Consider the following 26,222-nt stretch of genomic DNA (forward strand, 5'->3'; position numbering starts at 1 on the left):
GGCCTTACCTTGCGCCTGCTCGTCGGTCTTTACGCCCGCCTTGCCCTGCGCCTGCTCATCGGTCTTCGCTCCGGCCTTGCCTTGCGCCTGCTCGTCGGTCTTCATGCCGGCCTTGCCTTGCGTCTGCTGCTCGGTGCTGCCGCCCTTCTGGCAATTGGCCGAGCCGGCTGCGCAAGTGTCTGCCCCACCCGATTGGGCCGCTTCGCCCGACTGCTGCTGGGTCTGCGCGATTGCCGCCCCACATCCGAGGGTAAGCGCTAACATGCTGGTGATCAGAGTGGTTCTCATGGGAAATCTCCTAGGATGGCAGTCCCTTCGCGGCAAAACTTTGCCACCCCGTGATTGTTCCACCGAAGGCTAATATATTCCGGAGCGGATGGAACTGCCGGCATTTTGCGAAGTTCGGCGCATGGGGCGCACCTGCCGAAACGCCGGTGGCGTCGTCGGCTTGGCGCCCTGCCCAACATCTGATGGAGACAGAAGTGGAAAAATATCTACTGGGAACGGCAGTGGGCATCCTGTTTCTTGCGGGGGCCGGAGCGGCCGCGGCGCAAGATGTGGTCATCCAGCCGGAGCAAGAAACCGTTATCAAGGAGTATGTGAAGAAGCAGCCGCTGGCCTCGGTCCAGCTGCCCGGCGTGGAACTCAATGTCGGATCCACCGTGCCTGATACGGTCGAACTTCATGAAGTTCCCGATGTGAAATACCGCTACGTCGTGGTCGACAATCGAACAGTTCTGGTCGACCCGGAAACCCGGAAAATCGTCCAGGTCCTTCAATGACCGCATGTTCCAAAGCGCCCGCCCCGGCATGCGTCGAGGCGGGCGACCTGTGTCAGGTTTCTGTTTTCATGCATGTCTTTGTTCCAAACCGAGGCGTTTTGGGCGACATGCATGAGCATGGCTACGACTGCAGGTCAAATGCGATGTTGCGATGCTTTTGAATTGCTGAGCTGGCAACAATGTCCGCCAGTTCTTTGTCGGAGAGAGTGCATTCTGGCAGTTCGTAACGGATGGCTGACACCGCCTGCGCCGTGGAAATTGGCCATTCGAGATTTCTGCGGGAATTGATGTAGTGATCGATGGCCCGGATCAGTTCCTTCGAGGTCATATCGATCACAGGCATCGGTTCCTCCTCCTTATTTCCCCGTTTTTCTCACTGTGTTGACGGTCACCGAAACCTGCCATCACAATTGTTAAAACGGCAGACGAAAAAGATGTCGATTCAGGAATAGGGGCTGGCGGTGGCTTTGGAGTTCACCTCCGCTGCATCGGTGGAAATATAACTGGGAGTGCAGCGGGTTGCGGTGTAGTGTCCCAAGTGATGGCCGCCGCAAAGGGAGAGTGCTTGCACCATGGACGGGGAAGCGGCGAGATCAGCCTTTCTGGGCGGGATTCGCGTTTTGATCGTGGAAGACGAATATTTTCTCGCCGATGACCTGCGTAAGGCTCTCGTCACACAAGGGGCGATAGTGCTCGGCCCGGTCGCCACGGTCGAGCCCGCAATCGAATTGCTGAACAGCGGTCAATGCGATTTTGCGATTCTCGATATCAACTTGCGCGGCGAGCAGACATTCGAGATTGCCCGCGAGTCGTTGGCGAAAGGCGTTCCGATCGCCTTCGCCACCGGCTATGATCAGACGGCCATTCCAGCAGAGCTCGGCGGGATCAGGCGATTTGAAAAGCCTCTGGAATTCGGCAGCATTGTCGAGTTCGTTGCCGCGACGGCACACGATACGCGATGAACGAGAGAAGCGAGCCGGCGGTTGGCCTGAGAGCGAAGACCGCGCGGCACCCGCTTATCCGCAAGCTGTCCAATTTCACGGTCCTGTCCGTGGAAGAATGCGACGCCATCGAGAGCGCGACAACAAAGGTCGCCGAATTCGCCGCCGGCGATGACGTCATCCAAAGGGGCGACCGGACAGGCGGGGTCAACCTGCTGCTCGAAGGATTTGCCTGCCGCTACAAGATTCTCGAAGACGGTCGGCGACAGATCCTTGCCTATTTGGTGCCGGGCGACCTTTGCGATCTTCACGTGTTCCTGCTGCGGCGCATGGACCACTCGATCGGTGCTCTCAGCCGCTCCAAGGTTGCGGCGATCCCGCAGAGCGCCATCCTCGGCTTCACCAACAGCTATCCCAATCTTACGCGTGCGCTCTGGTGGACCACGCTGCTCGACGAGGCGATCACCCGCGAGTGGGTCGTCAACATCGGCCAGCGGACTGCTTATGAACGGATGGCGCACCTTTTTTGCGAGCTGTTTCACAGGCTTCACGCAATTGGTGAAACGGCCGGCAAGAGCTATACCCTACCGGTAACCCAGGCGACCCTGGGCGATACGCTCGGTCTTTCGAACGTGCACATCAACCGTACGCTTCAGGATCTCAGGCGCGACGGCCTCATTTCGTTCAACAACGGCACCGTAACGATTAAGAATTTGGCGAAACTGGAGGCGGCGGCCTTTTTCAATCCTGACTACCTTCATCTGTTGGACGTCAGGGAGCCTTTCGCATGACCAGGCACGGGCTCATCGAGTGGAGCGCAAAATGAAACTTCAGAGGGAACCTGGCCGGCTTCTGCCGGTTCGGCGTGACCGGAAGCGGTAGCGAGCGATGGCCAAGCGCGATTTGATCGGCGGATCGGCAGGTACGATCGATCCGCTGGGGAGTTGGCCGCTGCGATCGCCCTCCATATTTCTACCGACAGCGGCGGCATTAATGCTCCTGCCGGCTCGACGGTATCATTTTCGCCGGCTGAAAACCGCGCGCGGCGGCACGAAAGCCAATTCTGGGCGCGTGAACGCGAGCCAAAGGCCGACGAGACGATGCGCTTGGCACCGCGCATGATCGAGGAACGGTTGAAAGACTGACAGGTGGCTGGAAAAAGACCTCCCAAGAAAGACGTCACGGGTACATTCTCCCGTCCGCAAGGTGTGTCCGCCGAAGAACGCGATGCTTCCGCGTCGATGCGGCTCAGCCATGTCGATGAACAGATGGACGAACGTGACGATCATATCGCCCGGCTCGAAGCCGAACTCCAGGTCACACGCGACCGCCTCCAGGCGACGAAGGCATTTGCCGCCGAATTGCAGCACCGCGTTCGCAACACGTTGAGCATTGTCCGTTCGATCGCTCGCCGGTCGGTTGAAAACAGCGACAATGTCGAGGACTACGCCTTTCACCTCGAGGGCCGCATCAATGCGCTTGCACGCACGCACAATGTGCTGATGCGATCGGCCTCGGCCACCGTGCAGCTTGACATGCTTGTCCTTGACGAGCTTGCGTCCCAAGGCGGCCGGACGGAAGATCAGTTCACCATAGATGGCCCGGATATTTCCTTGTCCGGAAAGACGGCGGAGACCTTGGGCCTGGCGTTCCACGAACTCGCCACCAACTCGATGAAATATGGCGCGCTGTCGGCAGCCGACAAATCAATCAGCGTAAGCTGGAAAGTGGGTGGCACGCCCGCCAGACAGGAGCTGAAGATCCGCTGGATCGAGGACCTGCATGGTCCGGCAGCAATACCTGCGCGACGCGGCTTCGGATCCGAGCTGATCGAAAAGGTGGTGCCCTATGAGATCGGCGGAGCTGGCTCGCTGCGCTTCACCGATGCCGAGGTGATCTGCACGATGGATATCCCCCTCTCGAACGAAATTCACCCCAGCAGGAGCCTGGAGGAGCCGCCCGACGATCTCCAGCATTGAACACCGACACTCCTGCGCCGAAGGGCGGCCGGGGCCAGGAGCGTGGCGTTGGAAGGGGCTGACCCAGCACCGACCGAGGTGACGCAACGGCCCCGGGGTTTGCCGAGCTGCCGCGCACCGGCCTTGAAATTCTCAAAATGATGGAACTTCAGCGACAACAAAGAGTTCGGAGCGCGGCGACGGCGAGCGCGCTGTCGTGATCTCGCGACTCACCTTGAAGCGGGAGGAACCTGGATCAACAGGAGCTGACCATGAAGTCCCATACACTCGAACAACTACACGCAATCGCGGAAGTTGATACGGTGTGCCCGACAATGACGCGGAACCAACGCCTGGAGCGCTGGGCAAGTCTTCTTGAGCGTCATCCTGAACGGCGCCTCGGAGCGCTTCCGGGCACCGAATATATGAGCCCCGACATGCGCGAAAACGCCTACTGCGTGCAATCCCCCATCAGCGTCGCGTTCGAAGATCCGATACTGCGGGCGCAGGGTCTGGAAGGCGACACCTATGGCGAGGCAAAGCGCTTTTTCGAACTGTCCAACTGGCAGTTGCACAACATCGTCTGCGATTGCCACGTCGGTGCGACCATGAAAGCCGGGTGGGTCGCCGTTCGCGTGCGCGCCGCCATGGGCGAAGGTTTCAATATCTTCGCCAGGCTCAGGGCGCTGCTCGGACGTTGACCGAGACGCCATCTCGAATGCGTCGACGGAATGAACAGTCGGTCGACGCATTTTTCCTCCTTGGCGGCAAGTGACGTCGCTTCAGGAGCTTCGAGGCTCCGACCCGCTGCCGATGGTCGGATCGGGCACCACCGGACCGCGCTCGGCTTCCGATCCTTCCGCCTCTATTTCCTGCACGGCCTGGTCCCAATGCTCCTGCTCTCGGCCCGGCGGGCGGCCTTCGCGCTCCCAGATCTCGTAGGCTCGTCGCTTTATGAGTTCTTCCTTGTCCATTGGAAACTCCTCCTGCGTGCCCCAATCTCCGGCAGGCCGCTTTGTTCCCTCCGGAAACAAAGGCAACGCTTTTGGAGCGATCCGGACTAGCCGCACCGGAGCGACACGGAACCCTTGGGGGATTAGGCCGTTTCCGAGCATCGGCGCAGTGATGGATGACTTGGGAATGCCCGCCGCTCGAACTCTTGGCGACGAACACGCCAATGATGTGCCTGCGCCACGCCTTGCCGCCCCGTGTGGCCTCGGCCAATCAAAGCCTTGCAGCGGGACCCCAAAGGGTGGGCGCGGCGCAAATATTGGGCTTGAGATCATGACTATTGTCTTTTCGGATCGTCGCGAGGCAGGACGCGTTCTCGCTGATAAGCTCGGCCACTTCGCAGCGCGCGATGATGTCACCGTGCTGGCGCTGCCGCGCGGCGGCGTGCCTGTCGCCTACGAAGTCGCACAGGCATTGAAGGCACCGCTCGACGTTTTCGTCGTGCGCAAGCTCGGCGTTCCCGGTTACGAAGAGTTGGCCATGGGCGCAATCGCGACCTCCGGCGTACGCGTCCTGAACGACGAGATCGTGGAAGGCCTCGCTGTGCCGGCCCACGTCATCGATGCGGTCACTGCCAGCGAGGAGAGGGAGCTTTTACGCCGCGAGCACCTCTATCGCGGCGAGCGGGTACCGCTCCTTGTGGAGGATCGAATCGTCATTCTCGTGGACGATGGGCTCGCCACTGGGTCGACCATGCGCGCGGCGGTCAGGGCGCTGCGCGAAAAGCGGCCTGCCCGTATAGTTGCGGCCGTTCCGGTCGGCAGTCCCGACACCTGCGAGGCGATGGAGAGCGAGGCAGACGAGGTCGTCTGTGCGACGACGCCGCAGCCGCTCATCGGCGTCGGGCGCTGGTATGAAGACTTCTCCCAAACCAGCGACGACGAGGTCCGCGCCCTTCTCGCCAAGGCGGGGCGACCAACCGCACCGTCCGGCCGCGATGCGCCGCAGAATACGGCAAACCGATTGCACAAGCACGTCGTTCGGCTCTCCGGAGACGCGCGAGACTACGACGAGCTCTTGGCGGCGATCGGCGAGGCGCGCTTTGTGTTGCTCGGTGAAGCTTCGCACGGCACACACGAATTCTATGAGGAGCGCGCGCGGATCACGCGGCGGCTGATCGAGGAGCAGGGTTTTGCCGCCGTCGCTGTCGAAGCCGACTGGCCCGACACATACCGGGTCAACCGCTATGTTCAGGGAACAGGCGGGGATATCGACGCCGAAGAGGCGCTCGCCGATTTCCGACGCTTCCCGACCTGGATGTGGCGGAACAGGGTCGTCGTCGATTTTGTCGAATGGCTGCGCCGGCACAATGAAGCGCCCGGCAAGGGCAATCCGAAAGTCGGGTTCTATGGGCTCGACCTCTATGCCCTGCATGGCGCGATGAAGGCGGTGCTGCGCTATCTCGAAAAGGCCGACCCGGCCGCGGCGGAGATCGCGCGTCGCCGCTATGCCTGTTTCGATCATTTCGGCCCTGACCCGCAGGCTTATGGCTTCATAGCCGGCAATGAGGTCGACAAATCTTGCCAGGAGGCTGTGGTCGCACAGCTGGTCGAGATGCTGAAGCGGCGCCCGGCGAAGGCCGAGCCACGCGAAGGCGCCATCGCGGACGAACTCTTCGCGGCGCAGCAAAACGCCCGCCTGGTGAAGAATGCGGAGGCCTATTATCGCGCCATGTTCCTGGCGCCCGAATCGACCTGGAACCTGCGTGATCGGCACATGGCCGAGACGTTCGACGCTCTCACCGCTCATCTCGGCCGGCTCGGGCGATCGCCGAAGATCGTGGTTTGGGCGCATAACTCCCATCTCGGCGACGCCAGGGCGACAGACAGGAGCCTGCATGGCGAGATCAACCTCGGACAGCTTATCCGCGAAAAGCATCAGCGCGACGCCTTTCTCGTCGGCTTCACGACGTATCAAGGAACGGTGACGGCGGCATCGAACTGGGACGGCCCCGCGGAGCGCAAGGCTGTCCGGCCTGCCCTGGCGCGCAGCTATGAGGCGCTACTGCATGCTGTCCCGGCCGATCGCTTCCAGCTCGATCTGCGCGGCGACGGCGAAGCCCTGCCGCGACGGCTCCTGGAGCGCGCGATCGGCGTCATCTACCGCCCTGAGACCGAACGGGCCAGCCACTACTTCCATGCCGACCTTGCCGCGCAATTCGACATGCTGCTGCATTTCGACGAGACGCGGGCGGTTGAGCCGCTGGAGCGCAGCTCGCAATGGGACGCCGGCGAGCTCGCGGAGACCTATCCGTTCGGGGTTTAGGGACCGATCCAGTTGAGATGGAGATCGCCATGGTCTCAGTCCTGAAGACAAACGAGAAGGCCGTGCAGGTTCCCGCCGGCGGCGCAATGCTCGCGGGCAACCTGTCGCTGCCGCAGGAAGCCCGTGGGCTCGTCCTCTTCGCTCACGGCAGCGGCAGCAGCCGGCACAGCCCGCGCAACCGCTATGTGGCCGGACGGTTGAACGAGGCGGAACTCGCCACGTTGCTCATCGACCTGTTGACGACCGAAGAGGAACGTATCGACCAGATTACCGCCGAGTTGCGGTTCGACATCCGCTTGCTCGCCGATCGACTGGTTCAGGTTACCGACTGGCTGCACATGTCCGAGGAAACGTCGGCGCTGCGCGTCGGTTATTTCGGCGCGAGCACAGGGGCTGCCGCGGCGCTGATAGCTGCGGCCGAACGTCCGGATCGGGCGGCCGCCGTCGTCTCACGCGGCGGGCGTCCGGATCTTGCGGCACCTGCCCTGCCCCGCGTCCGGGCACCAACGCTGCTCGTGGTCGGCGGCGCAGACACGCAGGTGATCGCGCTCAACCGTTCGGCGTTCGCGGCGCTGCGGTGTGAAAAGGAGCTCGCCATCGTTCCGGCTGCGACGCACCTGTTCGAGGAGCCCGGCGCGCTGGAAAAAGTCGCGGACCTCGCGATTCAATGGTTCCTGCGCCAACTGCCCGCGTGACGCCGGCGCCAACGCCATCGCCTCATCAGAGAGCCAGATCGATTGGGTCGTCGGCGCGTTAAAGATCATTCCGCGGAGAAGTTTCCATGACAGTCAGGGTTCTGCAATTTCTCGCCATTGTCATTTCGGCCCTCGCGCTCATCCCGGCAGGGGCCCATCTCGCCGCTCTTCCCAACAAGATATCTCTGCCGCAGCCGGAATATTTCACCGTCCAAGGTATCTATTACGGATGGGCGATCCTCGGGTTGCTCTGGCCTGCCGCGCTGATCGTGAACGCATTGTTGGCGATCTCCGTGCGCTCACAGGCTTGGCCCTTTTGGCTCGCCCTGCTTGCGGCGCTGTGTTTCGCGATCATGCTCGCGATCTTCGTTGTCTGGACGCTGCCTGCCAACCAGGCGACGCAGAACTGGACGATAGTTCCTGCAAACTGGGAAGCGCTCAGGCAGCAATGGGAATATTCCCATGCGGCAAATACTGCGATTGTATTCGCAGCGCTCTGCCTCACGACGACGTCGGCGCTCTCGTGGCGTCCGGCCGGCCCGTAGATCCTCGCCGGAGAAAGTCTCTTTTCCTCCGGATCATTCGCGCCATCGATGCGTTGGGTTTTCTGGAGGTCGCGACGTCGCACCGCCATCTGTCGCGCTATATCCAACAAGGAGAAAGCGATGCCGGATAAGAGAACCATCGAGAAAGCGAAAAAAGACAAGCGCGAAGGCAAATCGCCCACCACGCAGGCCGGCGAATTCGTGCATGAGGAGATCGAGAAGGTCCGTCGCGGCAAGCACGGTGCGCGCTCGACCAAGCAGGCGATCGCCATCGGCCTTTCGGAGGCGCGCCGCGCAGGCGTCGACCTGCCTCCGCCCAAGAAACGAAGCGTCAAGGAGAGCACCCGCAAGAGCGCCGAATACGCCTATGAAGTTGGCCAGGGCGAACGCAAGCCAAAACGCCGCCCCAAGGTCTCGAAGGCCGTTTCCGAGGTTCTCAAGCACGAACCCAAGAGCACGGCATCCCATGAGGCGCTCTCAAGACAGACCAAACAGGCGGCGTCGCGCCGGACGGATGAGGAGCGCTCGGCCGCAGCCAAGAAAGCGTCGGAGACGAAGGGCGCTGCCGGCCGGTCCGCCGCCGCACGCAAGGCGGTCCACACCAAGGGTGCTGCCGGAAGAAAGAAAGCAGCGCAGAAGGCCGCCAGCACGCGTGCGGGCCAAAGCTAGAAGATCGAAAACCCGCTGCGCGCTCTCTCCAGCCGGCTGGTGACAGGTAGCTGGACCGCAGCCAGCCTCAAGCGATGCGCACTATGGCGGCTGGGACAGTGCGATCGTGTGAGATACGGCCGTCCTTGTCTTTGTCTCGATCCGGCGGGAACAACGGCCCGTGTTCAAGGTTATGAAAAGCTACACCGGTGGTGGAGCTTTCATGACAACCTTAGGGAGACGAAAACATGGCGACTGCGAAGAAGGCGGCGACGAAAGGGCTGGAAGCCCTGTTCCTCGACGGGCTGAAGGATATTTATTACGCCGAAAAGAAAATACTAAAGGCGCTGCCCAAGATGGCCAAGGGTGCCGAGTCCGAGGAGGTCGCGGCGGCGTTCGAGAAACATCGCGTGGAAACCGAAGGCCAGGTCGACCGCCTCGAACAGGTGTTCGACCTGATGGACAAGCCAGCCCGCGGCAAGACCTGTCCGGCAATCGACGGCATTCTCGAAGAGGGGACGGAGATTCTCGACGACTATAAGGGCGACCCAGCATTGGATGCAGGACTGGTCGGAGCGGCACAGGCGGTCGAGCACTATGAAATCGCACGCTACGGCACGTTGATCGCGTGGGCTGAACAGCTTGGCAAGAGCGACGCGGTCAAGCTCCTCAACGAGACGCTCAAAGAGGAAGTGGCAACCGATGAAGCGCTTACAGGCTTAGGCGAAGGCGGGGTCAATGAGCGCGCTCTTGAGAAAGCCGCTTAGCCGCGGGGCAGCCCGGCGCTAAGCGCCCGGCAGCCTTCCTGTCCAGAGCGGGGTGTGTTCGAGTTGAACTGCGGGTCCTGCTCTGGATTTGGCTGCCGGGACCTCGACAAAACAGGTTGTTAAAATCATCGAACCTTACAGGAGGATCCGCGCAATGCCGGAAGACCTGTCTCGCGAGGAAGAGCAACGCGGTACCGGAAAGCTCATCACCTGGGGTGTCGTGATCGCCGCCGTGTTTTTTATTGGCCTCTTGGCCATATTCGTCCTCAAGCCGCTTATGACGGGATCTTAGAATCCTTTCGAGCCGCAGCGCGCTTAGCCGCGCCGGAACGTGCTCGCAAAGCAATTCGATGACCGCAAACAATTCCGGCACGCTTTGCGAGGCGGCGGTGATGCGATCGAATGTTCCCCAAAGGAGTGCGAACCATGCCCCTGACGCTCAGCAGCCCCGCCTTTGCCGACGGCGGAGAGATCCCCGAAGCCTATACTCGTGACGGCAAGAACGTATCTCCGCCTCTGAAGTGGGCCGGGGTACCGGACGGCACAAAGAGCCTCGTCCTTGTCGTCCAGGATCCCGACGCGCCGAGCGGAATGTTCGGCCATTGGGGGGTGTTCAACATTTCGCCGGAGGTGCAGGAGTTGCCCGAAGCGGAAAGCGGCAGACCGGGTCCACAGGCCCTCAGGCAAGCGCGGAACGATTTCGGCAACGCCTATTACGACGGCCCTGAACCGCCTGCGGGCCACGGTGTCCATCACTACCACTTCCGGCTGGCGGCGCTCGACACGCCGAACCTTGCTATCCCCGCAAGCACGGGCGTGGAGCGTATCTGGCAGGAGGCGCAAAAACATTTGCTGGAGCAGGCAGAACTCGTCGGAACCTACGAACGTGGCCGGTAATTGAAGGCAGTTGATCCGGGCGCCGTCGTCCACGCGCGGAACGGTTCCTCTCCTTGCCGGTTGTGAGGGAAAGGAGACGTCCCATGTTTGAAAGCGTCATGTGGTTGATCGTCGTCGCCGGCGGGCCATTGTTGCTGCTCGTATTGCTGGCCTACGTCATTGTCACTCGACGTCGCCGCGGTCCCGCAGAACGCAGAGAAAGCGATCGAGCCACCGATCGGCTCTATCATCAGGACAAGGATTGATTGTAGCTACTGTGGCCCACAGCAAACTCGATCAGCGGTCCAAACATCCCTCGCACATGTCCCGAAGATCAAATTTCGGGCGAGGCACCCACGCCGGCCTGGCTGCAAAGTGCCCCGCCGCCCTGGCAGGCTTGTTCTTCAGGGCCGGTTTATTGCCCTGCCGCCGTCGCGCTCAGGGACATAGTCGCCCGCGTTGACGTCAAAGCCGGTCCAGCCATCCGCCTCGTAAGCCCTGCGGCGTTCCATCACGTCAACCGAGCTGGACTGACCCAGAATGTCCTCGGCTTCCGGAACAAGCCCATCGTCCACCTTGGCCGTCACCAGCGTACCGCCACGACGTACGCCCTCTGCATAGACATTTGCATCGTTTTCGGAAACGCCCGAATCCGTCAGAGCGCCAATGATACCGCCCGCCGCACCACCAGCCACCGCGCCGGCAACCGCCCCGGTGGCGGTAGCGGCAAGCCATCCGGCCGCAACCACAGGTCCGACGCCCGGAACGGCCATGACGCCCAACCCTGTCAGCAAACCGCCGGCGCCACCGACCACGGCCCCTATCCCTGCACCGCTCGCGGCATCTTCAGCGGCTTCGGAACGATCTCTCTCGTACCAGCCATCCGAGTTGTTGGCGATGATGCTGATATCGGAATGTGGCACTCCGGACGCTTCCAGTTCGCCGACCGCGTCGGCTGCGTCGTCATAGTTGTCGAACAGTGCAGTTACGGTTTTCATTTTGATATCTCCTGATCGGGCTCATTTGCTGTCGGCGACGACGTTGCCCTGATAGTCGAGCCCGACGGCGACACTTTGGCCTGACTTGGTCGCCTGGCCGCGCCAGATGCCTTGATCGTCCTTGGCAAGCTTCGACACATTGGAATAGCCGGCGTCCTCGATGCGGCTCTTTGCCTGGGTCTCGGTGAAACTGTTTGCGCCGGGCACCAGGGCCGCGGCATTGGGCGTGTTCGTGGTTTTCACAGCGGGCGTTGTCGCTCCCGTGATGGAGTCCTGGCCGGCGGCGATCTTTTCGATCATCTGCCGATGCATCTTCAACGTATCGACCGTCTGCTGGGCGAACGTCTTGAGGGCCGCGTTGTCGCCGTCGCGGGCGTAGCTTTCAAACAGATTGACGGCATCGGCGTGCGCCTTGCGCTGCATGTCCACATAGGCCGGATCGATTGGCGGCTGTGCGTTCTGGAGCTTATCCAGATCGGCCTGATGCTGCGCATCGAGCGCCGTCGGCATCTTCAACTTCTGTTCGCCGGCAATCGTTTCCAGCTTGGCGTTGGCCGCGCCGTGGTCCCGGATCATCGTCTGCGCGAAATTCTTGATGCTTTGATCCTGGGCCTTGTCCTGGGCAATCTTGCTTGAGTCGACTTCGAACTTGCCGCCGACGGTGGCCTTGTCGACGAAATCCTGGGCGCTGTCGGCAGCAGCCAAAGCAGGCATTGCGATAAGCATGGAAGCAGCGGCGAGCGAGGCAAGAAGGTGTCGCGTTTTCATTGGCTTTGTCCTTGTCGATGCGCGAACTTACGATGCGCCCTAACAAGCCAGGATGGGCTTTGTTCCGGCGCCGTGCGATGCGCTGCAAGCGCCTTCGGACAGGCCCCACAGCCGGCCAGGAGACCTTCAACATCGGGACCGCGGCGCGGAACAAATCGGCGGCTGCGAGATTTGATTTTAAATGCGACCCATGAGCGTCAATCTGTCGACCGAGCGAACTTGCCGAATTGGGTTCCGAGGAGAGTTCATGGCCAAGATTTCAAATTCCACACCTGCCGCAGCCAGGGGAGAAGTTCAGGCCGGAGCCACACGGGACAAAACGCCCGGATTCGATCCTGCAGTTGCCCCGTTCGAGACCGACGCCGAGGCGGCGGACACGCAGAACCCGGTCACTGAAGCAGGTCCGCAGCGTTCTCTCCGGCCAAAATTCGAAAACGATGCCAGCTTCGCCAACGCGATGCGGCCGGTGGAGAACGAGCCCGAACTGCAGCCCCGCAGCAACTGGCCGCTAATGATGATTGCGGCCGTCGTGCTGATAGCGGCCGCGGTGTTCCTGGCAGCCAGCCTGCTGCGGTAAGGCGCATCATCCTGAGTGCAGACAGCATCAGACAACCCTTGGCTGAGTTCAAGCACTTTCGCGCGGCCGTCCGCCTGGGTCGTCATCGATCCTGCCTCGCTCGTGGATGAAATTCGGGGGCGCCCTTCATGCCGGAAAGTTCCGTTGTCGAACACAGCAGCCGCGGCCGTGCAGGATCGGAGATGTCGAGCTTGTCCCAGGGAATACGGTACAGGCCGTCGCGACGGCGCAGCCGGAAGAAATCCAGCACCGCCGTACCGATGGTCGAGGCCGAGAGACGCTCGAAAGCGGCGTAGATACCGACATGGAATTCGGTAACGACGAAGTCGTCGCCGGCCGGTTCGGCTCGTATCTCCTCGATATAGCCGATGCTTTCGCCTTGCCGCGAGAGAACGCGTCGTCCGGCCAGATGCTCGAGGTTGACGGTGGACATCATCAAGCTCCCGGAATGCGTCCGATGACATGGTCGCGCAGCCAGTCCTGCCAGGCGAAGATCGAGGTTTCGCGCACATCGATATCGAACTGGATGTCGACGCCTATGTCCTGGACCTTCTTCCAGGCGATCCGGTGCGGCTTGCGATGGCGTTTGCCGCCCCACGCTGCCGCGAGTTGCGTCATCCAACGCCCTGGCCGTACGCCCAGGCGACGCGCCAAGGTGACGGAGCCGAGTTCGACCGCGATGATCCTCGGCGGCTTGCCCGGCCGCAACTCCGCCACCAGCCCGTCGATCTTGCCGATCTTGACCTGCTCGCGGTCGACGATCTGCTTGTCGAGGATGTCGCGCAGCAAATCCATCACGTGCCTCCGAATATCTGCAGGGGAATGGTCACCACGGCGAGCACGAAACCAAGCCCGATGATGAAGATCACCGCGGCATTCGAGACAATGCCGTTGCGGTGCTCGCCGACATAGCGCTTGTCGTTCAGCAGGAAAAGGAAAGGAATTACCGTCAGCGGCAGGCTGGCGGCGGTCAGCGCCATGGAAAAAATGGTGAGCTTCAGCGGATCGAGCCCAAGCATGATGGGGATGGCGGCCAGAAACAATGATACAGTGTAGACGGCACTGAAGCCAGGATCGTCGCGTGGCTTGAGGTTTTCGCCCCAGTTCCATCCAAACCCTTGCGCCACCAGATAAGCCTGTTGCAGCCCAACCTCGAGTGCGGCGCCGAAGCAAGCGATGGCGAGCGAGGCAACGAACAGGACGAACCCCCAGAAGCCGAATATCGGGATCAGCATCAACGGTAATTGATGATAGTCGTCGACCTGATCGATGCCGTGCGTTGCAAGCACGAGCGCGGCCACCATCAAGACGCCGATCGAAATGGTGCCGCCAAAGGCCATGCCCAGTCCGGCGATGGCCCGATTGGTTCCGAGATAGCTTCTGTCCCACTGGTCCTCGATCGCCCCCGAGGAATAGAACATGAACAGGTAAGGCGATATCGAAGCGCCAAGGATGCTGACCGCCATGAACCAGTAACTCGCCGCATCATGGGTCGGCAGTGTAGGCACCGCGCCGGACGCGACAGCTGTCCAATCGGGCTTCAGCATCACCGCTGCGACCACGAAGCACAGCGTCACGAGGCCGAGTATCGACACGCCTTTCTCGATCAGCCCGAACGTGCCTTTCCACAGCAACAGCCATGCCATCAAAGCCACGGGTAAAGCCCACCATTGGAAGCCAATGCCGGTGGCAAGTTCGAGCGCGATGGCAACACCACCGATCTCGGCGGACAGCACCATGAAATTGACCAGCAGGGCGGCAAGCAATGGCCATAGCGAAACGTTGAAGCCAAATCGTTCCCGGATCCCGTCAGAGATCGTGTGATGGCTCACGGCGGCAAACCGGCCGGCCATCTCGACCAGAAAAATGATGCAGATGGTGCCGAGAACCACCGCCCAGATCAGCTGAAACCCGAAGGTCGCACCTGCCTGGGCTGCCGTCGCCATCGATCCGACTTCCAGGAAGCCGCCAACACTGGTGACGATGCCCAGCGATATTTCCAGGAGCTTCTTCATGGCTTCGGCGCGAAATATCTGAAGTAAGCGGCGGCCAGGGAGCGCGTGGCCGTCCGAATATCTTCTTGAGCCTCCTGCACTTGCGGGCGGCGGTCCGCTTGCACTCCCGCCTGGGCGCGGTTCACCGCGATCGACAGGTCCTTGACCGCCTCCGCCAACGCAGCCTGCTCGGCAGGTTCAGCCGTAGTGGCCGATCGGATCTTCGCGTCGATATCGGTCAGTGTCGTGCCGGCCGATTGCAGCGTGCCCGAAGCATATTTGGAAGGGGCAGCTCCCGCCGCCCAGGCGTCAAGCGTCATTGATACGGTCTGCGCCGTCGAGGCGGCAGTTCGGGATTGCTGTTCGATCTGGTCCGAGGACGAGCACGCGGTCGACATGGCCATGAGCAACAGCAGGCATGCGCTGTTGCGGCCAAGGCGACGACCGCTAAGAATTAGATCCGGCGTTGGACCCGCCACACGAATGACCTCCCCCACCAACGAAAACCATGTTCGGCGTAAGTTTTGATCTAGCGCGCCCGCCCTCCCCGTCAACCGAGGCCACGATCGAGCCCAGCACGGAGTGCAAGCCTGTCGGCCGCGGCAGGTGCCAAGCGGCAGCGACGGGGACCAGCTCGAGCGGAACAAAGGATCGGCAATCGGATTAACGAGGAGGCGGGCGGTTCGACTTCCATCCTGATCGCCGCGCCGCCCGAACGATCGACTGGCAGGGAAGGACCCCTCGATGCCCCGTCTCATTGCCTGGATAGCCATCGTGGTGATTGTGCTTGTCGCGGCTTGGATATGGTTCGGGCGCGATACATCGGGCAGCGGGGGCGGCAGCCAGCCGGCGCCTCACGCGATAGACCAGAACGGGTAGTTCAGTCTGGATGATCCTGCTCGGCGGCGCTCCGGGTGCGCTCGGCTTTGTACTCGTGGATCAGGCCCAGAATCTGAGCCTTGACCGTCTCGCGCGCCTCAGGTTGGACGAAAGGCATCAGCCGTTCGACAATTTCGCCGACCGTCTGCGGGAGATCCGCGGCGGAATCGGTGAGCTGGCTGCCATGTTCGTAGACATTGTCCGTCAATTTCTTGTCGAGGTCGGATAGAAATCCCATCGTCGCACTCCCCATCGCTGCCGTGGCCGCTCTCTCAATGGCTCGCCCGACAGAAATGTTCCGCACAACGATCCTGGCATTGCAGACCGGCTGGATATCCGATGCCAGTGGCCGGAGGAGTGTCGCTGCGCGATCACGTCAACGCAATGTCGTCTGGCCCGGATCCCCTCGCCTGGCCTTCGACGGGATCAGTTTCCCGGCATTGGCCCGCAATCCCCTGACGAGCTCTTCCAGATAGGGAAGCAGTTCGAAAATCAGGATCACGGCCATCACGCAGGCAATGTAGGTCACCGGCAGCTGCTGCGATTTCCAGACAAGTTCGAAGCGCGCGGTTTCCGTCCCCGCCCCGAACAAGGCGAGGAACTGTCCCCAGTGGAGGGAAATGACGCTGACCAGCCCCATCAGCGGGATCATCTCCAGGAAGCTGTGAACGTGCTGCTCGATCGGCGTGACGGTGCGGGCGGTGGTGGCGTAGCTGACGTCCCACATCGCTGTCGCCTCGTGGACGAAGAAGGTGACGATCATGATGAGAATGATGAGAGCATTCACGTCAAGAAACATGGCGGCCAGCAAAGGTATTCCGACCTCGGCGAACATCAGAAGGTGGATCAACGACCTCCTTGGCGCCTGTCGTCGATTCGATGTGAGAGGCGCGATGGCAGATCCAGTCGGCAAATCCGGCGGCCAACCAGACCGGCAGCAGGAAATACATCAAGATCAGCACGGTAGGATCTGACAGCATGACATCCTTTCGCGCGGGATCCCGTTCGAGGTCGCTACTGCTGCCCCGGCATTTCGGTGTTTTCCTGGGGATTTTTCCGGACACCCGCGGCTGGCGAAGTATCCGTCGGCGCGTTACCGCCCCGGTTCTGTTCAGGCGCCCGCTTCAGTGGCGAGGTATGCCAGCCCATGTCGGCATAGAGAAATCCTATGAGGAAGCCGATGATGATGATGGCGGCTATCACGAGCGAAAGCACTGCATTGCGTCGCACCATTGCCAGGCTCCCTTCCCAAGCCGAACAGCCGATCACGAAAATAGTTCCACGACCGGCCGCGATCGCTCCTCGGTCGCGTCGGCTTCGACCCGCAAGATCCGACCCCAACACTGCACGGAGCCGCGGGAACAATCGGTGACGGGCGAGGTTCGGTATGGTTCTTCAAGGACGATCTCGATGAAACCTGCCGTAACCGACCGTATCGAAACAAAAAAATACAACCATCCCACGGGCGGATGGGGATCCCTGAGGTCATTGGTCCGCAAGGCATACGGCGAAGGCCTGCTGATGTCGGGCATATGGAGCACGCTGCTCAAGCAGAACAAGGCCGATGGCTACATGTGCGTTTCCTGTTCATGGGCCAAGCCGGCCGATCCGCGGCCCTTCGAGTTCTGCGAAAATGGCGCGAAGGCGACCATGTGGGATCAGACGAAGCTGCGTTGCGGCCCGGATTTCTTCGCACGACATACGGTCACCGAACTGCTCGACTGGCCGGATCGTGAGCTCGAAAAACAGGGCAGGCTTACGGATCCCCTGCGCTACAATGCCGTCACCGACCGCTATGAACCGGTTTCCTGGGATGACGCATTCCTCGAGATCGGGATGGAGCTTCGGCGGCTCGATCCGAAATCGGTCGTCTTCTACACATCCGGCCGGGCCTCGTTGGAGGCTTCGTTCATGTATCAGCTCTTTGCGCGTATCTATGGCTCATCGAACCTGCCCGATTCTTCCAACATGTGCCACGAATCGACATCGGTCGGGCTGCCCGAATCGATCGGCTCGCCGGTTGGAACCGTGCAGCTCGAGGACTTCTCCCAGTGCGACATGATGTTCTTTTTTGGCCACAACACCGGGGTGACGGCGCCGCGGCTGCTGCATCCGCTGCAAGAGGCTCGTCAACGTGGGGTGCCGGTGTTCACCTTCAATCCCTTGCCGGAAAGGGGGCTGAAGCGCTTCAAGAATCCGCAAGATCCCCTTGAGATGCTGTCGCCGGGCCCCGGCACGAAGATGTCCAGCGACTTCTTCCAGGTCCGCAGCGGCGGCGATATCGCCGCCATGACCGGCATCGCCAAGGCGGTGCTGGCGCTCGACGACGCGGCATGGGAACACGGGGATCCGCGTGTCCTCGACGTCGATTTCATTGCCGAGCACACGGATGGTTTTGCCGAATTCGAAGCTTACCTGCGGGCCGCCAGGTGGGAGGACATCGTCAGGCGCTCGGGAATTGCGCAGGCGGATCTCGAACATGTTGCCGAAGTCTACAGCCGCTCCAACGCGGTGATCGGCAATTACGGCATGGGTTTGACACAGCACCGGCACGGTACCGAGAACGTCCAGATGCTATGCAACCTGCTGCTCATGCGCGGCAACATGGGAAAGCCCGGCGCCGGCATTTCACCGCTGCGCGGCCATTCCAATGTCCAGGGCCAGCGCACTGTCGGCATATCCGAAAAGCCCGAGCTCGTTCCGCTCGACAAGTTCGCCCGGTTCTATGATTTCGAGCCGCCACGCGAGAAGGGTCTCGACACGGTCGAGGCCTGCGAGGGCGTCATCGCCGGCTCGGTGAAAGGCTTCATCGGACTCGGCGGCAATTTCGTTCGCGCCGTTCCCGAAACCGGCCTGATCGAGAAAGCATGGCGTCGGCTTGGGCTGCATGTCGAAGTCGCCACCAAGCTCAACCGCAGCCATCTGCTGCCAGGGGCGGTGACCTATCTGCTGCCCTGCCTGTCGCGGCTGGAAAGGGACCATCAGGCGAGCGGCGACCAGACCGTTTCGATGGAGGACTCCACCGCCTGTATCCACGGCTCCTTCGGTTCGCGTCCGCCGGCTTCACCGCATCTGCTTTCCGAACCGAAGATCGTGGCGGAACTGGCCAAGGCCACCGTATCGGGGGTGAGTTCGATCCCGTGGGATAAATGGGTCGCCGATTATTCCCTTATCCGCGATGAGATCGAGCGTTGTTACCCGCAGCATTTTCGTGAGTTCAACAAGCGGTTCCTGACGCCGGCAGGCTTTCACCGCGATATCAAGGCCTCGAAACGGGTCTGGGAGACGCCGAACAAGAAAGCCAATTTCAAGCTGCCGACGACGCTTGAAACAGACCCGGACATCGATGTTTCGGGTCACAATGTGCTGACGCTGATAACGGTGCGCTCCAATGACCAGTTCAATACCACCGTCTATGGGTACAATGACAGACTGCGCGGCATACACGGCACACGCATGGTCCTGTTGATGAACGAGGCCGACATTCAGCGGTTCGGATTGAGCGCCGGGCAGGAAATCGATCTGGAAACCCATGCCGATGATGGCGTGGAGCGGCGGGTTCGAGGTTTGCGCATCACCCCCTACTCCGTGCCCGAAGGCAACTGCGCCGGTTATTATCCGGAACTCAATCCCCTGGTTCCTCTGTGGCACCGGGCCAAGAAGGCTCACGTCCCCGCCGTCAAATCGGTACCCGTCAGAATTGTTGCCAGGGAACCCAGAACGAGAAGCTCGGCGCGCCACTAAAGCAATCCAGGAAAAGTGTGTACGGCTTTCCGGGGAAAAGCGCGGTGCGCTTTCCCTTAGGAATTGCGCAAAAACAACAACACAGAGTGGTTAGCCGTTTCCGCAGACGATGAACTGCTCTATGGCGGTCCCAGTCTGGTGGGCCAGGCCGGTAGCTAGCCGCCAGCCGGCTTAGGGGATGCCGGCTGGGCCGGTTGGGTGCCTTGCTGATCTCCGCCGGTGGTGGTTTGTGGGGTGGGGTTCGTGTCGGTTGTGGGGTTTTTGTCGACCGGCTGACTGTTCGTATCCGCTTTGGATTTGTCGGGATCGGGATTGTTGCACCCGGCCAGACAGACCAGTGCCAGCATCAGCAACACGGCTCTCATATCGATACTCCTTCGGTGGGAGATGGCGAAGCAGCCTGCCAAGCTTCCATCCGGTCGAATCGCACCGAAAGCCCCTGCCTGGCCGCGCTTCTGGCCAACATGCGATCCAGTTCGGCATCTTCGATCGGGCTGCGCATCACCTCACGAATGGCCCTGCAAGCCAACTCCGTCGACACGAAATCATATCGCCTGCTCCTGGTCAGCACATATTGCTCGACCAGCATTTTCACACGCCGGAGCGCGATCTTATCAGCATGTTGCATCATGTTCCTCCTGCACGCGCCGAACTGCGGGACCATCCGGTTGTTCCCGCCCGAATTCCGAAAATCCATCGCCCGGCCAAGAGCAGAAGTCAGACTCCCGACAGGCGCCGACCGGACGATACCGATCCACGGAACAATCATCTCCTCTGCTGGTTCGGCCGGCACGACGGAGGAAATCATGACGGATGCAAAACTCGCAGTGGTCACCGGCGCCTCGAGCGGCATAGGCAAGGAACTTGCGAAACTCTGCGCGAAGGATGGCTACAATCTCGTCGTTGCGGCTGATGAACCGGCAATCCAGCAGGCCGCCGAGGCACTCGGCTCACATAATATCGCAGTCGAAGCCGTCGAGGCCGATCTCGCGACCGTCGAAGGCGTGGATCGGCTGATCTCCCGAATTGGCGAGCGTGACATCGACCTGCTGTTTCTCAACGCTGGACGCGGGCTCGGCAATGGCTTCGTCGACCAGGACTGGGGGAAGATCCGGCGCATCATCGACACCAATATCACCGGAACGGTGTATCTCGCGCATGAACTCGGCGCCAAGATGGCTCGCCGCGGGCGCGGGCGCATTCTTTTCACCGGGTCGATCGCCGGTTTCATGCCCGGGACTTTCCAAGCCGTCTACAACGGCACCAAGGCATTCATCGATTCCTTCGCGATCGCCTTGCGTCACGAATTGCAGGACACCGGCGTCACGGTGACCGTGTTGATGCCCGGCGCCACGCAGACACGCTTCTTCGAACGCGCCGAGATGATGGACACCAAGGTCGGCACCGACGAGAAGGACAATCCGGCCGACGTTGCCAAGGCCGGCTACGAAGCGATGATGACTGGCGAAGAACAGGTGGTCAGCGGCTGGAAGAACAAGCTGCAGGTCGCCGCTGCGCATGTCACGCCAGCGGGTACGCTGGCCGAACAGCACCGCGAGATGGCTGCGCCGGGCTCGGCGTCCCAGGACTGACCGGCGGCATCTTCGGCGCCACGCACGAGAAACGCGCCCTCGAAACTCAGGAGCAACATCGTGAAAGCCCTTACATGGCACGGCAAAGGCGACATACGCTGCGACCAAGTGGCCGATCCCGTCATCGAGGACGACCGCGACGTGATCATCAAGGTTACCTGCTGCGCCATATGCGGCTCCGACCTCCACCTGATGAACGGTTACATGCCGACGATGAAATCGGGCGACGTGCTTGGCCACGAGACGATGGGCGAAGTGGTGGAGGTTGGTCAGGGCCATTCGAAATTCAAGAAGGGTGACCGGGTGGTGGTGCCGTTCAACATTTCCTGCGGCGAGTGCTGGTTTTGCCAGAACGGGCTGTTTTCGCTTTGCGACCGCTCGAATCCCAACGCAAAACAGGCCGCCGAAGCGATGGGTCAATCGCCGGCCGGCCTTTTCGGATATTCGCATCTTGTCGGCGGCTATTGGGGCGGACAAGCGGAATATCTGCGGGTTCCGTTCGCCGATGTCGGTCCGATCAAGGTGCCGGAGGGAATGGAAGATGAACAGGTGCTGTTTCTCTCCGACATCTTCCCGACCGGCTACATGGCGGCAGAGAACGCCGGCATCGAGCCGGGCGATACGGTCGCGATATGGGGTTGCGGCCCGGTTGGCCAATTCGCCATCCAGAGCGCGTGGATGCTCGGCGCCGGCCGCGTCATCGCCATCGACAAGGTGCCTGAGCGGCTGGCCATGGCGCGTGAACACGGCAAAGCAGAGACGCTCGACTTCAGCAATTCCAATATCTACGACGCGCTGATGGCGATGACCGACGGCCGCGGCCCGGATCGCTGCATCGACTGCGTCGGCACTGAATCCGACCCCGGCGCCAGCGCCGACGCCATGCTCGACAAGGTGAAGGCCGCCGTCTATCTCGGCACCGATCGGCCGCATGTGCTGCGAGAGGCGATCTATTGCTGCCGCAAGGGCGGCACCATCTCGGTTCCCGGCGTCTATATCGGCCTGGTCGATCACATCCCGTTCGGCGCCGCGATGAACAAGGGGCTGACCTTCCGAATGGGCCAAACCCATACCCAGCGCTATCTCGAACCACTTCTGGCCAAGGTCCAGAATGGCGAGATCGACCCGTCTTTCGTCATCACCCACAGAGCCGAGCTCGAAGCCGGGCCGGACCTCTACAAGACCTTCCGAGACAAGCAGGATGGTTGCATCAAGGTGGTTATGCGGCCGCATGGCTGAGATGTCGCGGTTCCAGAGGCAAGAGCTGTCTCATTCCCGGCATCCGTTGGACGCCCGCCCGATCGGCATTGGCAGTTCGGAACTTTCTGTTGTGTCGGCGATTGACCCGCTGAGTTCGGTTTCGGAAGAAGGGTGCCGCCATGGCCAACGAGAATTCTCGCTCGAAACCCGTTATTCGGTCTCCGAACACCGATGGTTTGCCACACCCGAGGCGAGACGCCGGTGATACGGACGCAGGGGCGAAATCGCCGACGCCGAAGACGGCCGGAGGATCTCACCCTTCAGCCCCTCCCCTGGACAATCCCACAGCCAATCGAAATGCCGGTCGTCCCCGTCAGCCCAGCACGACTCCGCGACCGACGGACAAGCCCTTGGACTGATCCTGTGGCGCCCTTCGAGTGCCCGTCAACGCGAAACGTCGCGCAGCGACCCCAGGTCGGCCAGCGCAGCCAGGATAGCTGCTTCAGTCGCCGGCTTGGGCACGAATTTGCAGTCGCGAAAGGATGCCGGTAGGTCGCGCGCGCCAAATCCCGTCATGAGGGCGAAGGGAACACCCTGCGCCTGCAATGTCTCCGCGAGGGGCAGGCTCGTTTCACCGTTCAACTGAATGTCCAGCAACGCCATGTCGATCTTGTCCGAGCCGACGAGACGAAGCGCCGCGGCTACCGAAGGCGCGGGACCGACCACCTGGTAACCGGCGCTACGCAGGACTAACGCGGTGTCTTCCGCGATCAGCCATTCATCCTCGACAACCAGGACGCGCGGTCCGTCGTTCACGACCCCTCCTTCCGGTTAACGGGAAATGCGATCTGAACGTTGAGGCCTTCCTTGCGAAAAACGGTTTCGACATGGCCGCCAAGCCTGTAGCCGATCTCTCCCTGCAGCAGCGTGAGGCCGAAGCCGCTGCCGACGGGTTCATTGACAGGGGGACCGTCCTTCTCGCGCCAGGTAAGCGTAAACATGTCGTCAGCGATCGACCACATCACCACCACCTTGCCACGAGGTTTGGAAAGAGCGCCATATTTGGCCGCGTTGGTGGCCAGTTCGTGGACGGCCATGCTAAGGGAAAGACCCTGTTGCGGTCCAAGTTCTATCTCCTGGCCGTTCAGTTCGAACCGTTCAATGCCAAACGGCTCGAGCTCCTGGTGAAGCAGCTCGCTGACCGAAGCTTCCTTCCAGCTTTTCCGGCTCAACAATCCATAGGCCCGCGACATCGCATGCAAGCGTCCGATCAAGGCTTCCGCGAATTCATCCTTCGAGACGGATTTCTCCCGTGTGCGGCTCGCAATGCTGACGATCACCGCCAACATGTTCTTGACCCGGTGGTTGAGCTCAGAGATGAGAACCTGCTGATGTTCTTCCGCCTGAGCCAGAGTGGTGACGTCGACCAGTGTCACGACCACACCCTGAACGCGGTTGCTCTTGTCCCGATAGGGATTGATATGGACCATGTGAAACCGCCCGGCGCTGTCGCGCGCAAGGTGGTGGTTCAGGGTCTCGCCTGTCTCGAACACCTCGGCGATATGCTGCTTCAACTCGGGATACTCCAACTGGCTCGACAGGTCCGTCAGCGGCCGGCCGACGTCGGAGGGTCGCAGACTGAAGAACGACGAAGCCGCGGGCGTGAAGGTCCGCACCACTAGATTGCGATCGAGGAAAATGGTCGCGATCTCCGTGCTTTCGAACAGGTTGCGCAGATCGCTGTTGGCGTGATCGAGTTCCTCGATCTTGTTCGTCAACTCGGCATTGATAGTGTTCAGTTCCTCATTGAGCGACTGCATTTCCTCCTTCGAGGCCTCAAGTTCCTCATTGGTCGACTGGGCCTCCTCGTTGACAGAGACGAGTTCCTCGTTGGACGATTTCACCTCTTCCAGTGCGGTCTCATATTCCTCGATCGTCGATTGCAGGCGCTCCCTCGCATCGCGCAGTTCTCGCTCCAGATCGGCGGTGCTGTCGGTGTCATGGCTGCCGCCTTCGTCTGTGCGGATCTGCGTAGGTCCCGACGGTTCGAACAGGACGAGATAGAGCGGCTCGCCATTGTCGCGTTCCGCCAGCGGCTCAATGGTGAGCTTGATCGGCTGGATCCGCTCATCATCCTCCTCGACCGTGAGATTTTCCCGTATGACGGTCCGGCGCGTCGACGTCGCTTCCCGCAGCGCGGCGCGCAGGTCGAGTCGCAGCCCACGGCGCGCCATTGTCAACAGTTGCCGGCTGGGAATGCCTTGCGGCGCTTCGAGATATTTGCCGGTGCGAGCTGAGTAGTAGACGACATCGCCCTCGGCGTTGACCAGCACATGCGGGGGGGCGAAGCGCTCCAGCACCTGCGCCTCGACCGCCTGGCGTAGGGGATAACCGGCGGCTCCCTTCCTCAAGCCAGTGCTCTCGGACGGGAATGCGCCTGAACGGCCATCGCCGATCAGGGCCGGCAGCCTGACATGCGGCGAGGCATGCTCCCGCGCCTGGAAGATGCGATGTTTCTTGTCGACGGTAGCGAACAGATCGTCGTTCTGTCCGACGCTCTCCGAGGTGCCGAGGAAAAGATAACCGCCGGGCTTCAGGGCGTAATGGAAAATAGGAATGACCCGGTTCTGAATGGCGGGGCCGAAATAGATCAGCAGGTTACGGCACGACACCAGGTCCATGCGTGAGAAAGGCGGGTCGCGAACGACGCTGTGCGGCGAAAAGATGCACAGCTCCCGTATCTCGTTGCTGATGACATAGGTGTCCCCGTCGCCATTGAAAAACCGCTGGCGGCGTTCGGGGGAAAGTCCCTGCAGCAGGGCTTCAGGATAGCGCCCTGCCCGCGCCACCGCCAGCGCCGGTTCGTCGATATCGGTCGCGAATATCTGGATTCGCGGAACGACCGGGAGCTTTTCCACATGTTCGCGCAGCAGGATGCCGATGGAGAACACCTCTTCGCCTGTGGCGCAGCCGGGAATCCACACCCTGATGATGTCGTTGGCGGTCTTGCCTTCGAAGAGTTGCGGTACGATCTTTCGCTCGAGCAGTTCGAAGGCCTCGGGATCGCGAAAGAAGTTGGTGACGTTGATCAGCAGGTCGCGAAAAAGGTTCATCACCTCGCGAGGGTCCTTCTGCAGCCATTCCACGTATGCGCCAATGGATTGCATCTGCGCGATCTGCATGCGCCGCTTGATGCGTCGCAGGAACGTCTTGGTCTTGTAGCCCGAGAAATCATGGCCTGAGTGGCTGCGCAGGATGCCGTAGATCTGGGACAAGACCTTTTCCATACCCGCCGTGCGGACGCTATCCTCCTCCGCCAACCCATTCAACGCGTCGAAGCCGCGCGTGAAGGCTTCCAGTTTCGTGCCGATCTCCTCGGCGGGCGCGGCTATATCGATAAGTCCGCTGGTGATGGCGCTCTGCGGCATATCGGGGTTGCGCGGGCCGTAGCCGTCGGAGATCTGCGCGACGGTGAGCCCGCCATGCTCCTTGATCGCCTTGGCGCCCAAGGTTCCATCGGAATCTCCGCCCGACAGGATGACGCCGACGGCATGTTCGCCCTGGTCTTCGGCAAGTGCGCTGAAGAAGATGTCTATGGGTTTGCGCTCCTGGCTGAACCCATTGGGCCGGCGCAGGCGCAGCATTCCCTTGTCGATGGTCATGGTCACGTTCTGCGGCATGACATAGACGTGGTTTGGTTGAACGATCATGCCGTCCGCCGCGATTTCGACCGCCATTTCGGTGTAGCGGCCGACGACCTCGTGCAACAGGCTCTCTCGCTTGGGGCTGAGATGAGTGATGACGACGAACGCCATGCCGGGCTGATCGGCCATACCCTTGAACAGCCCTTCCATCGCCGGAATCCCGCCGGCGGACGCGCCGACGCCAACGATGGGAAATCTTTTCGACTGGGCTGTCACTGGAAGTTCCCCTTTCGGCACCTGTGTGCGAAATCACTTATGAAGCAGGCGGACAGCAGGTA

General features: G+C 61.2%; 31 protein-coding genes and 1 pseudogene. 18 read left to right on the plus strand and 14 right to left on the minus strand.

The genetic code is table 11. The features are described 5' to 3' along the window. Positions 1-288 (minus strand): annotated as a pseudogene (locus FJ426_RS26885) (hypothetical protein); the annotation flags it as partial. Positions 289-482: 194 nt separating this feature from the next. Here FJ426_RS26885 and FJ426_RS26890 point away from each other — a divergent pair. Next, complete coding sequence (locus FJ426_RS26890; protein WP_224519082.1) at positions 483-782, plus strand: DUF1236 domain-containing protein; 300 nt, start codon at positions 483-485, stop codon at positions 780-782. Between the two features lie 121 nt (positions 783-903). Here FJ426_RS26890 and FJ426_RS26895 read toward each other — a convergent pair whose 3' ends face one another. Continuing rightward, a complete protein-coding gene (locus FJ426_RS26895; RefSeq protein WP_140497477.1) occupies positions 904-1,125 on the minus strand; it encodes a hypothetical protein in 222 nt (73 codons plus the stop codon). 229 nt (positions 1,126-1,354) lie between these two features. Here FJ426_RS26895 and FJ426_RS26900 point away from each other — a divergent pair, with 229 nt between their 5' ends. The 5 genes from FJ426_RS26900 to FJ426_RS26920 all read left to right on the plus strand — a co-directional run bounded on the left by FJ426_RS26900 (position 1,355) and on the right by FJ426_RS26920 (position 4,382). After that, positions 1,355-1,744 (plus strand): response regulator, encoded by a 390-nt coding sequence (locus tag FJ426_RS26900; protein ID WP_140561649.1) that lies wholly within the window; start codon positions 1,355-1,357, stop codon positions 1,742-1,744. Further along, complete coding sequence (locus FJ426_RS26905) at positions 1,741-2,514, plus strand: Crp/Fnr family transcriptional regulator (RefSeq protein WP_140685200.1); 774 nt, start codon at positions 1,741-1,743, stop codon at positions 2,512-2,514. The genes FJ426_RS26900 and FJ426_RS26905 overlap by 4 nt, the downstream gene beginning before the upstream one ends. Before the next feature lie 153 nt (positions 2,515-2,667). Continuing rightward, positions 2,668-2,868 (plus strand): hypothetical protein, encoded by a 201-nt coding sequence (locus FJ426_RS26910; RefSeq protein WP_140561652.1) that lies wholly within the window; start codon positions 2,668-2,670, stop codon positions 2,866-2,868. Between the two features lie 3 nt (positions 2,869-2,871). Next, the gene (locus tag FJ426_RS26915; RefSeq protein ID WP_140561654.1) at positions 2,872-3,702 is read left to right on the plus strand and encodes a sensor histidine kinase; all 831 of its coding nucleotides are present in this window, start codon (positions 2,872-2,874) and stop codon (positions 3,700-3,702) included. Positions 3,703-3,953: 251 nt separating this feature from the next. Then, positions 3,954-4,382: a hypothetical protein gene (locus tag FJ426_RS26920; RefSeq protein WP_140515225.1), complete on the plus strand. Its 429-nt coding sequence runs from the start codon at positions 3,954-3,956 to the stop codon at positions 4,380-4,382. 81 nt (positions 4,383-4,463) lie between these two features. Here FJ426_RS26920 and FJ426_RS26925 read toward each other — a convergent pair whose 3' ends face one another. Further along, positions 4,464-4,655: a DUF2934 domain-containing protein gene (locus tag FJ426_RS26925; protein ID WP_140497466.1), complete on the minus strand. Its 192-nt coding sequence runs from the start codon at positions 4,653-4,655 to the stop codon at positions 4,464-4,466. A 310-nt stretch (positions 4,656-4,965) separates the two neighbouring features. On the opposite strand from FJ426_RS26925, the gene FJ426_RS26930 reads away from it, so the two are divergent. From FJ426_RS26930 to FJ426_RS26960, 8 genes are all read left to right on the plus strand, one after another. Then, on the plus strand, positions 4,966-6,957 hold the full coding sequence (locus tag FJ426_RS26930) for an erythromycin esterase family protein (RefSeq protein WP_246675617.1): 1,992 nt from the start codon (positions 4,966-4,968) through the stop codon (positions 6,955-6,957). 29 nt (positions 6,958-6,986) lie between these two features. Further along, positions 6,987-7,652, plus strand: a complete 666-nt coding sequence (locus FJ426_RS26935; RefSeq protein WP_140561656.1) for a dienelactone hydrolase family protein — start codon at positions 6,987-6,989, stop codon at positions 7,650-7,652. A gap of 86 nt (positions 7,653-7,738) precedes the next feature. Then, the gene (locus tag FJ426_RS26940; protein ID WP_140561658.1) at positions 7,739-8,197 is read left to right on the plus strand and encodes a DUF1772 domain-containing protein; all 459 of its coding nucleotides are present in this window, start codon (positions 7,739-7,741) and stop codon (positions 8,195-8,197) included. Between the two features lie 120 nt (positions 8,198-8,317). Then, complete coding sequence (locus tag FJ426_RS26945; protein ID WP_140561660.1) at positions 8,318-8,866, plus strand: DUF6496 domain-containing protein; 549 nt, start codon at positions 8,318-8,320, stop codon at positions 8,864-8,866. 227 nt (positions 8,867-9,093) lie between these two features. Continuing rightward, positions 9,094-9,612, plus strand: coding sequence for a ferritin-like domain-containing protein (locus tag FJ426_RS26950; RefSeq protein WP_140561662.1), 519 nt, complete (start codon positions 9,094-9,096; stop codon positions 9,610-9,612). A 154-nt stretch (positions 9,613-9,766) separates the two neighbouring features. Beyond that, complete coding sequence (locus FJ426_RS31540; protein ID WP_181167175.1) at positions 9,767-9,904, plus strand: hypothetical protein; 138 nt, start codon at positions 9,767-9,769, stop codon at positions 9,902-9,904. 134 nt (positions 9,905-10,038) lie between these two features. Next, positions 10,039-10,509: a YbhB/YbcL family Raf kinase inhibitor-like protein gene (locus tag FJ426_RS26955; RefSeq protein ID WP_140497456.1), complete on the plus strand. Its 471-nt coding sequence runs from the start codon at positions 10,039-10,041 to the stop codon at positions 10,507-10,509. An 83-nt stretch (positions 10,510-10,592) separates the two neighbouring features. Continuing rightward, positions 10,593-10,754: a hypothetical protein gene (locus FJ426_RS26960; RefSeq protein WP_140497454.1), complete on the plus strand. Its 162-nt coding sequence runs from the start codon at positions 10,593-10,595 to the stop codon at positions 10,752-10,754. Between the two features lie 138 nt (positions 10,755-10,892). On the opposite strand, the gene FJ426_RS26965 is transcribed toward FJ426_RS26960, so the two are convergent. Together FJ426_RS26965 and FJ426_RS26970 are read right to left on the minus strand one after the other, a co-directional pair. Beyond that, entirely contained in the window at positions 10,893-11,486 is a 594-nt protein-coding gene (locus tag FJ426_RS26965; protein WP_140497452.1) for a general stress protein, read from the minus strand. 21 nt (positions 11,487-11,507) lie between these two features. Continuing rightward, on the minus strand, positions 11,508-12,254 hold the full coding sequence (locus FJ426_RS26970; protein ID WP_140561664.1) for a DUF4142 domain-containing protein: 747 nt from the start codon (positions 12,252-12,254) through the stop codon (positions 11,508-11,510). Between the two features lie 247 nt (positions 12,255-12,501). Here FJ426_RS26970 and FJ426_RS26975 point away from each other — a divergent pair, with 247 nt between their 5' ends. Next, a complete protein-coding gene (locus tag FJ426_RS26975; protein ID WP_140515219.1) occupies positions 12,502-12,831 on the plus strand; it encodes a hypothetical protein in 330 nt (109 codons plus the stop codon). A gap of 82 nt (positions 12,832-12,913) precedes the next feature. Here FJ426_RS26975 and FJ426_RS26980 read toward each other — a convergent pair whose 3' ends face one another. The 7 genes from FJ426_RS26980 to FJ426_RS27010 form a co-directional block, all read right to left on the minus strand. Further along, on the minus strand, positions 12,914-13,264 hold the full coding sequence (locus FJ426_RS26980; RefSeq protein WP_140525121.1) for a hypothetical protein: 351 nt from the start codon (positions 13,262-13,264) through the stop codon (positions 12,914-12,916). A gap of 2 nt (positions 13,265-13,266) precedes the next feature. Continuing rightward, on the minus strand, positions 13,267-13,626 hold the full coding sequence (locus FJ426_RS26985) for a hypothetical protein (RefSeq protein WP_140515218.1): 360 nt from the start codon (positions 13,624-13,626) through the stop codon (positions 13,267-13,269). Then, a complete protein-coding gene (locus FJ426_RS26990; protein ID WP_140515217.1) occupies positions 13,626-14,846 on the minus strand; it encodes an Nramp family divalent metal transporter in 1,221 nt (406 codons plus the stop codon). Before FJ426_RS26990 ends, FJ426_RS26985 begins: the two co-directional genes overlap by 1 nt. Continuing rightward, positions 14,843-15,229, minus strand: coding sequence for a hypothetical protein (locus FJ426_RS26995; RefSeq protein WP_246675618.1), 387 nt, complete (start codon positions 15,227-15,229; stop codon positions 14,843-14,845). The genes FJ426_RS26990 and FJ426_RS26995 overlap by 4 nt, the downstream gene beginning before the upstream one ends. A gap of 476 nt (positions 15,230-15,705) precedes the next feature. Then, positions 15,706-15,942, minus strand: coding sequence for a hypothetical protein (locus tag FJ426_RS27000; RefSeq protein ID WP_140497440.1), 237 nt, complete (start codon positions 15,940-15,942; stop codon positions 15,706-15,708). Between the two features lie 138 nt (positions 15,943-16,080). Continuing rightward, positions 16,081-16,554, minus strand: a complete 474-nt coding sequence (locus FJ426_RS27005; protein WP_348643717.1) for a diguanylate cyclase — start codon at positions 16,552-16,554, stop codon at positions 16,081-16,083. A 164-nt stretch (positions 16,555-16,718) separates the two neighbouring features. Then, positions 16,719-16,973 carry a hypothetical protein gene (locus FJ426_RS27010; RefSeq protein ID WP_246675619.1) on the minus strand — a complete coding sequence of 85 codons (255 nt, stop codon included), beginning with the start codon at positions 16,971-16,973 and terminating at the stop codon, positions 16,719-16,721. A gap of 141 nt (positions 16,974-17,114) precedes the next feature. On the opposite strand from FJ426_RS27010, the gene FJ426_RS27015 reads away from it, so the two are divergent. The 3 genes from FJ426_RS27015 to FJ426_RS27035 all read left to right on the plus strand — a co-directional run bounded on the left by FJ426_RS27015 (position 17,115) and on the right by FJ426_RS27035 (position 22,279). Next, positions 17,115-19,448 carry an FdhF/YdeP family oxidoreductase gene (locus FJ426_RS27015; protein ID WP_140825654.1) on the plus strand — a complete coding sequence of 778 codons (2,334 nt, stop codon included), beginning with the start codon at positions 17,115-17,117 and terminating at the stop codon, positions 19,446-19,448. 806 nt (positions 19,449-20,254) lie between these two features. Continuing rightward, positions 20,255-21,040: an SDR family NAD(P)-dependent oxidoreductase gene (locus FJ426_RS27030; protein WP_140497430.1), complete on the plus strand. Its 786-nt coding sequence runs from the start codon at positions 20,255-20,257 to the stop codon at positions 21,038-21,040. A 60-nt stretch (positions 21,041-21,100) separates the two neighbouring features. Beyond that, positions 21,101-22,279, plus strand: a complete 1,179-nt coding sequence (locus FJ426_RS27035; RefSeq protein ID WP_140497428.1) for a zinc-dependent alcohol dehydrogenase — start codon at positions 21,101-21,103, stop codon at positions 22,277-22,279. Between the two features lie 405 nt (positions 22,280-22,684). On the opposite strand, the gene FJ426_RS27040 is transcribed toward FJ426_RS27035, so the two are convergent. Together FJ426_RS27040 and FJ426_RS27045 are read right to left on the minus strand one after the other, a co-directional pair. Continuing rightward, the gene (locus FJ426_RS27040; protein WP_140515210.1) at positions 22,685-23,056 is read right to left on the minus strand and encodes a response regulator; all 372 of its coding nucleotides are present in this window, start codon (positions 23,054-23,056) and stop codon (positions 22,685-22,687) included. Beyond that, positions 23,053-26,160, minus strand: a complete 3,108-nt coding sequence (locus FJ426_RS27045) for a CheR family methyltransferase (RefSeq protein WP_140650290.1) — start codon at positions 26,158-26,160, stop codon at positions 23,053-23,055. Before FJ426_RS27045 ends, FJ426_RS27040 begins: the two co-directional genes overlap by 4 nt. Between the last annotated feature and the right edge of the window lie 62 nt (positions 26,161-26,222).

The sequence above is a fragment of the Mesorhizobium sp. B2-6-4 genome (genome assembly GCF_006441495.1).
Classification (GTDB): Bacteria; Pseudomonadota; Alphaproteobacteria; order Rhizobiales; family Rhizobiaceae; genus Mesorhizobium.

What these genes read in the sequence shown, in the direction of transcription:
- FJ426_RS26895 (WP_140497477.1), bottom strand. Translation starts at nt 1,125, where the DNA reads ATGCCTGTGATCGATATGACCTCGAAGGAACTGATCCGGGCCATCGAT.
- FJ426_RS26900 (WP_140561649.1), top strand. Translation starts at nt 1,355, where the DNA reads ATGGACGGGGAAGCGGCGAGATCAGCCTTTCTGGGCGGGATTCGCGTT.
- FJ426_RS26905 (WP_140685200.1), top strand. Translation starts at nt 1,741, where the DNA reads ATGAACGAGAGAAGCGAGCCGGCGGTTGGCCTGAGAGCGAAGACCGCG.
- FJ426_RS26920 (WP_140515225.1), top strand. Translation starts at nt 3,954, where the DNA reads ATGAAGTCCCATACACTCGAACAACTACACGCAATCGCGGAAGTTGAT.
- FJ426_RS26925 (WP_140497466.1), bottom strand. Translation starts at nt 4,655, where the DNA reads ATGGACAAGGAAGAACTCATAAAGCGACGAGCCTACGAGATCTGGGAG.
- FJ426_RS26930 (WP_246675617.1), top strand. Translation starts at nt 4,966, where the DNA reads ATGACTATTGTCTTTTCGGATCGTCGCGAGGCAGGACGCGTTCTCGCT.
- FJ426_RS26935 (WP_140561656.1), top strand. Translation starts at nt 6,987, where the DNA reads ATGGTCTCAGTCCTGAAGACAAACGAGAAGGCCGTGCAGGTTCCCGCC.
- FJ426_RS26940 (WP_140561658.1), top strand. Translation starts at nt 7,739, where the DNA reads ATGACAGTCAGGGTTCTGCAATTTCTCGCCATTGTCATTTCGGCCCTC.
- FJ426_RS26945 (WP_140561660.1), top strand. Translation starts at nt 8,318, where the DNA reads ATGCCGGATAAGAGAACCATCGAGAAAGCGAAAAAAGACAAGCGCGAA.
- FJ426_RS26950 (WP_140561662.1), top strand. Translation starts at nt 9,094, where the DNA reads ATGGCGACTGCGAAGAAGGCGGCGACGAAAGGGCTGGAAGCCCTGTTC.
- FJ426_RS31540 (WP_181167175.1), top strand. Translation starts at nt 9,767, where the DNA reads ATGCCGGAAGACCTGTCTCGCGAGGAAGAGCAACGCGGTACCGGAAAG.
- FJ426_RS26955 (WP_140497456.1), top strand. Translation starts at nt 10,039, where the DNA reads ATGCCCCTGACGCTCAGCAGCCCCGCCTTTGCCGACGGCGGAGAGATC.
- FJ426_RS26960 (WP_140497454.1), top strand. Translation starts at nt 10,593, where the DNA reads ATGTTTGAAAGCGTCATGTGGTTGATCGTCGTCGCCGGCGGGCCATTG.
- FJ426_RS26965 (WP_140497452.1), bottom strand. Translation starts at nt 11,486, where the DNA reads ATGAAAACCGTAACTGCACTGTTCGACAACTATGACGACGCAGCCGAC.
- FJ426_RS26970 (WP_140561664.1), bottom strand. Translation starts at nt 12,254, where the DNA reads ATGAAAACGCGACACCTTCTTGCCTCGCTCGCCGCTGCTTCCATGCTT.
- FJ426_RS26975 (WP_140515219.1), top strand. Translation starts at nt 12,502, where the DNA reads ATGGCCAAGATTTCAAATTCCACACCTGCCGCAGCCAGGGGAGAAGTT.
- FJ426_RS26980 (WP_140525121.1), bottom strand. Translation starts at nt 13,264, where the DNA reads ATGTCCACCGTCAACCTCGAGCATCTGGCCGGACGACGCGTTCTCTCG.
- FJ426_RS26985 (WP_140515218.1), bottom strand. Translation starts at nt 13,626, where the DNA reads ATGGATTTGCTGCGCGACATCCTCGACAAGCAGATCGTCGACCGCGAG.
- FJ426_RS26990 (WP_140515217.1), bottom strand. Translation starts at nt 14,846, where the DNA reads ATGAAGAAGCTCCTGGAAATATCGCTGGGCATCGTCACCAGTGTTGGC.
- FJ426_RS26995 (WP_246675618.1), bottom strand. Translation starts at nt 15,229, where the DNA reads ATGGCCATGTCGACCGCGTGCTCGTCCTCGGACCAGATCGAACAGCAA.
- FJ426_RS27000 (WP_140497440.1), bottom strand. Translation starts at nt 15,942, where the DNA reads ATGGGATTTCTATCCGACCTCGACAAGAAATTGACGGACAATGTCTAC.
- FJ426_RS27015 (WP_140825654.1), top strand. Translation starts at nt 17,115, where the DNA reads ATGAAACCTGCCGTAACCGACCGTATCGAAACAAAAAAATACAACCAT.
- FJ426_RS27030 (WP_140497430.1), top strand. Translation starts at nt 20,255, where the DNA reads ATGACGGATGCAAAACTCGCAGTGGTCACCGGCGCCTCGAGCGGCATA.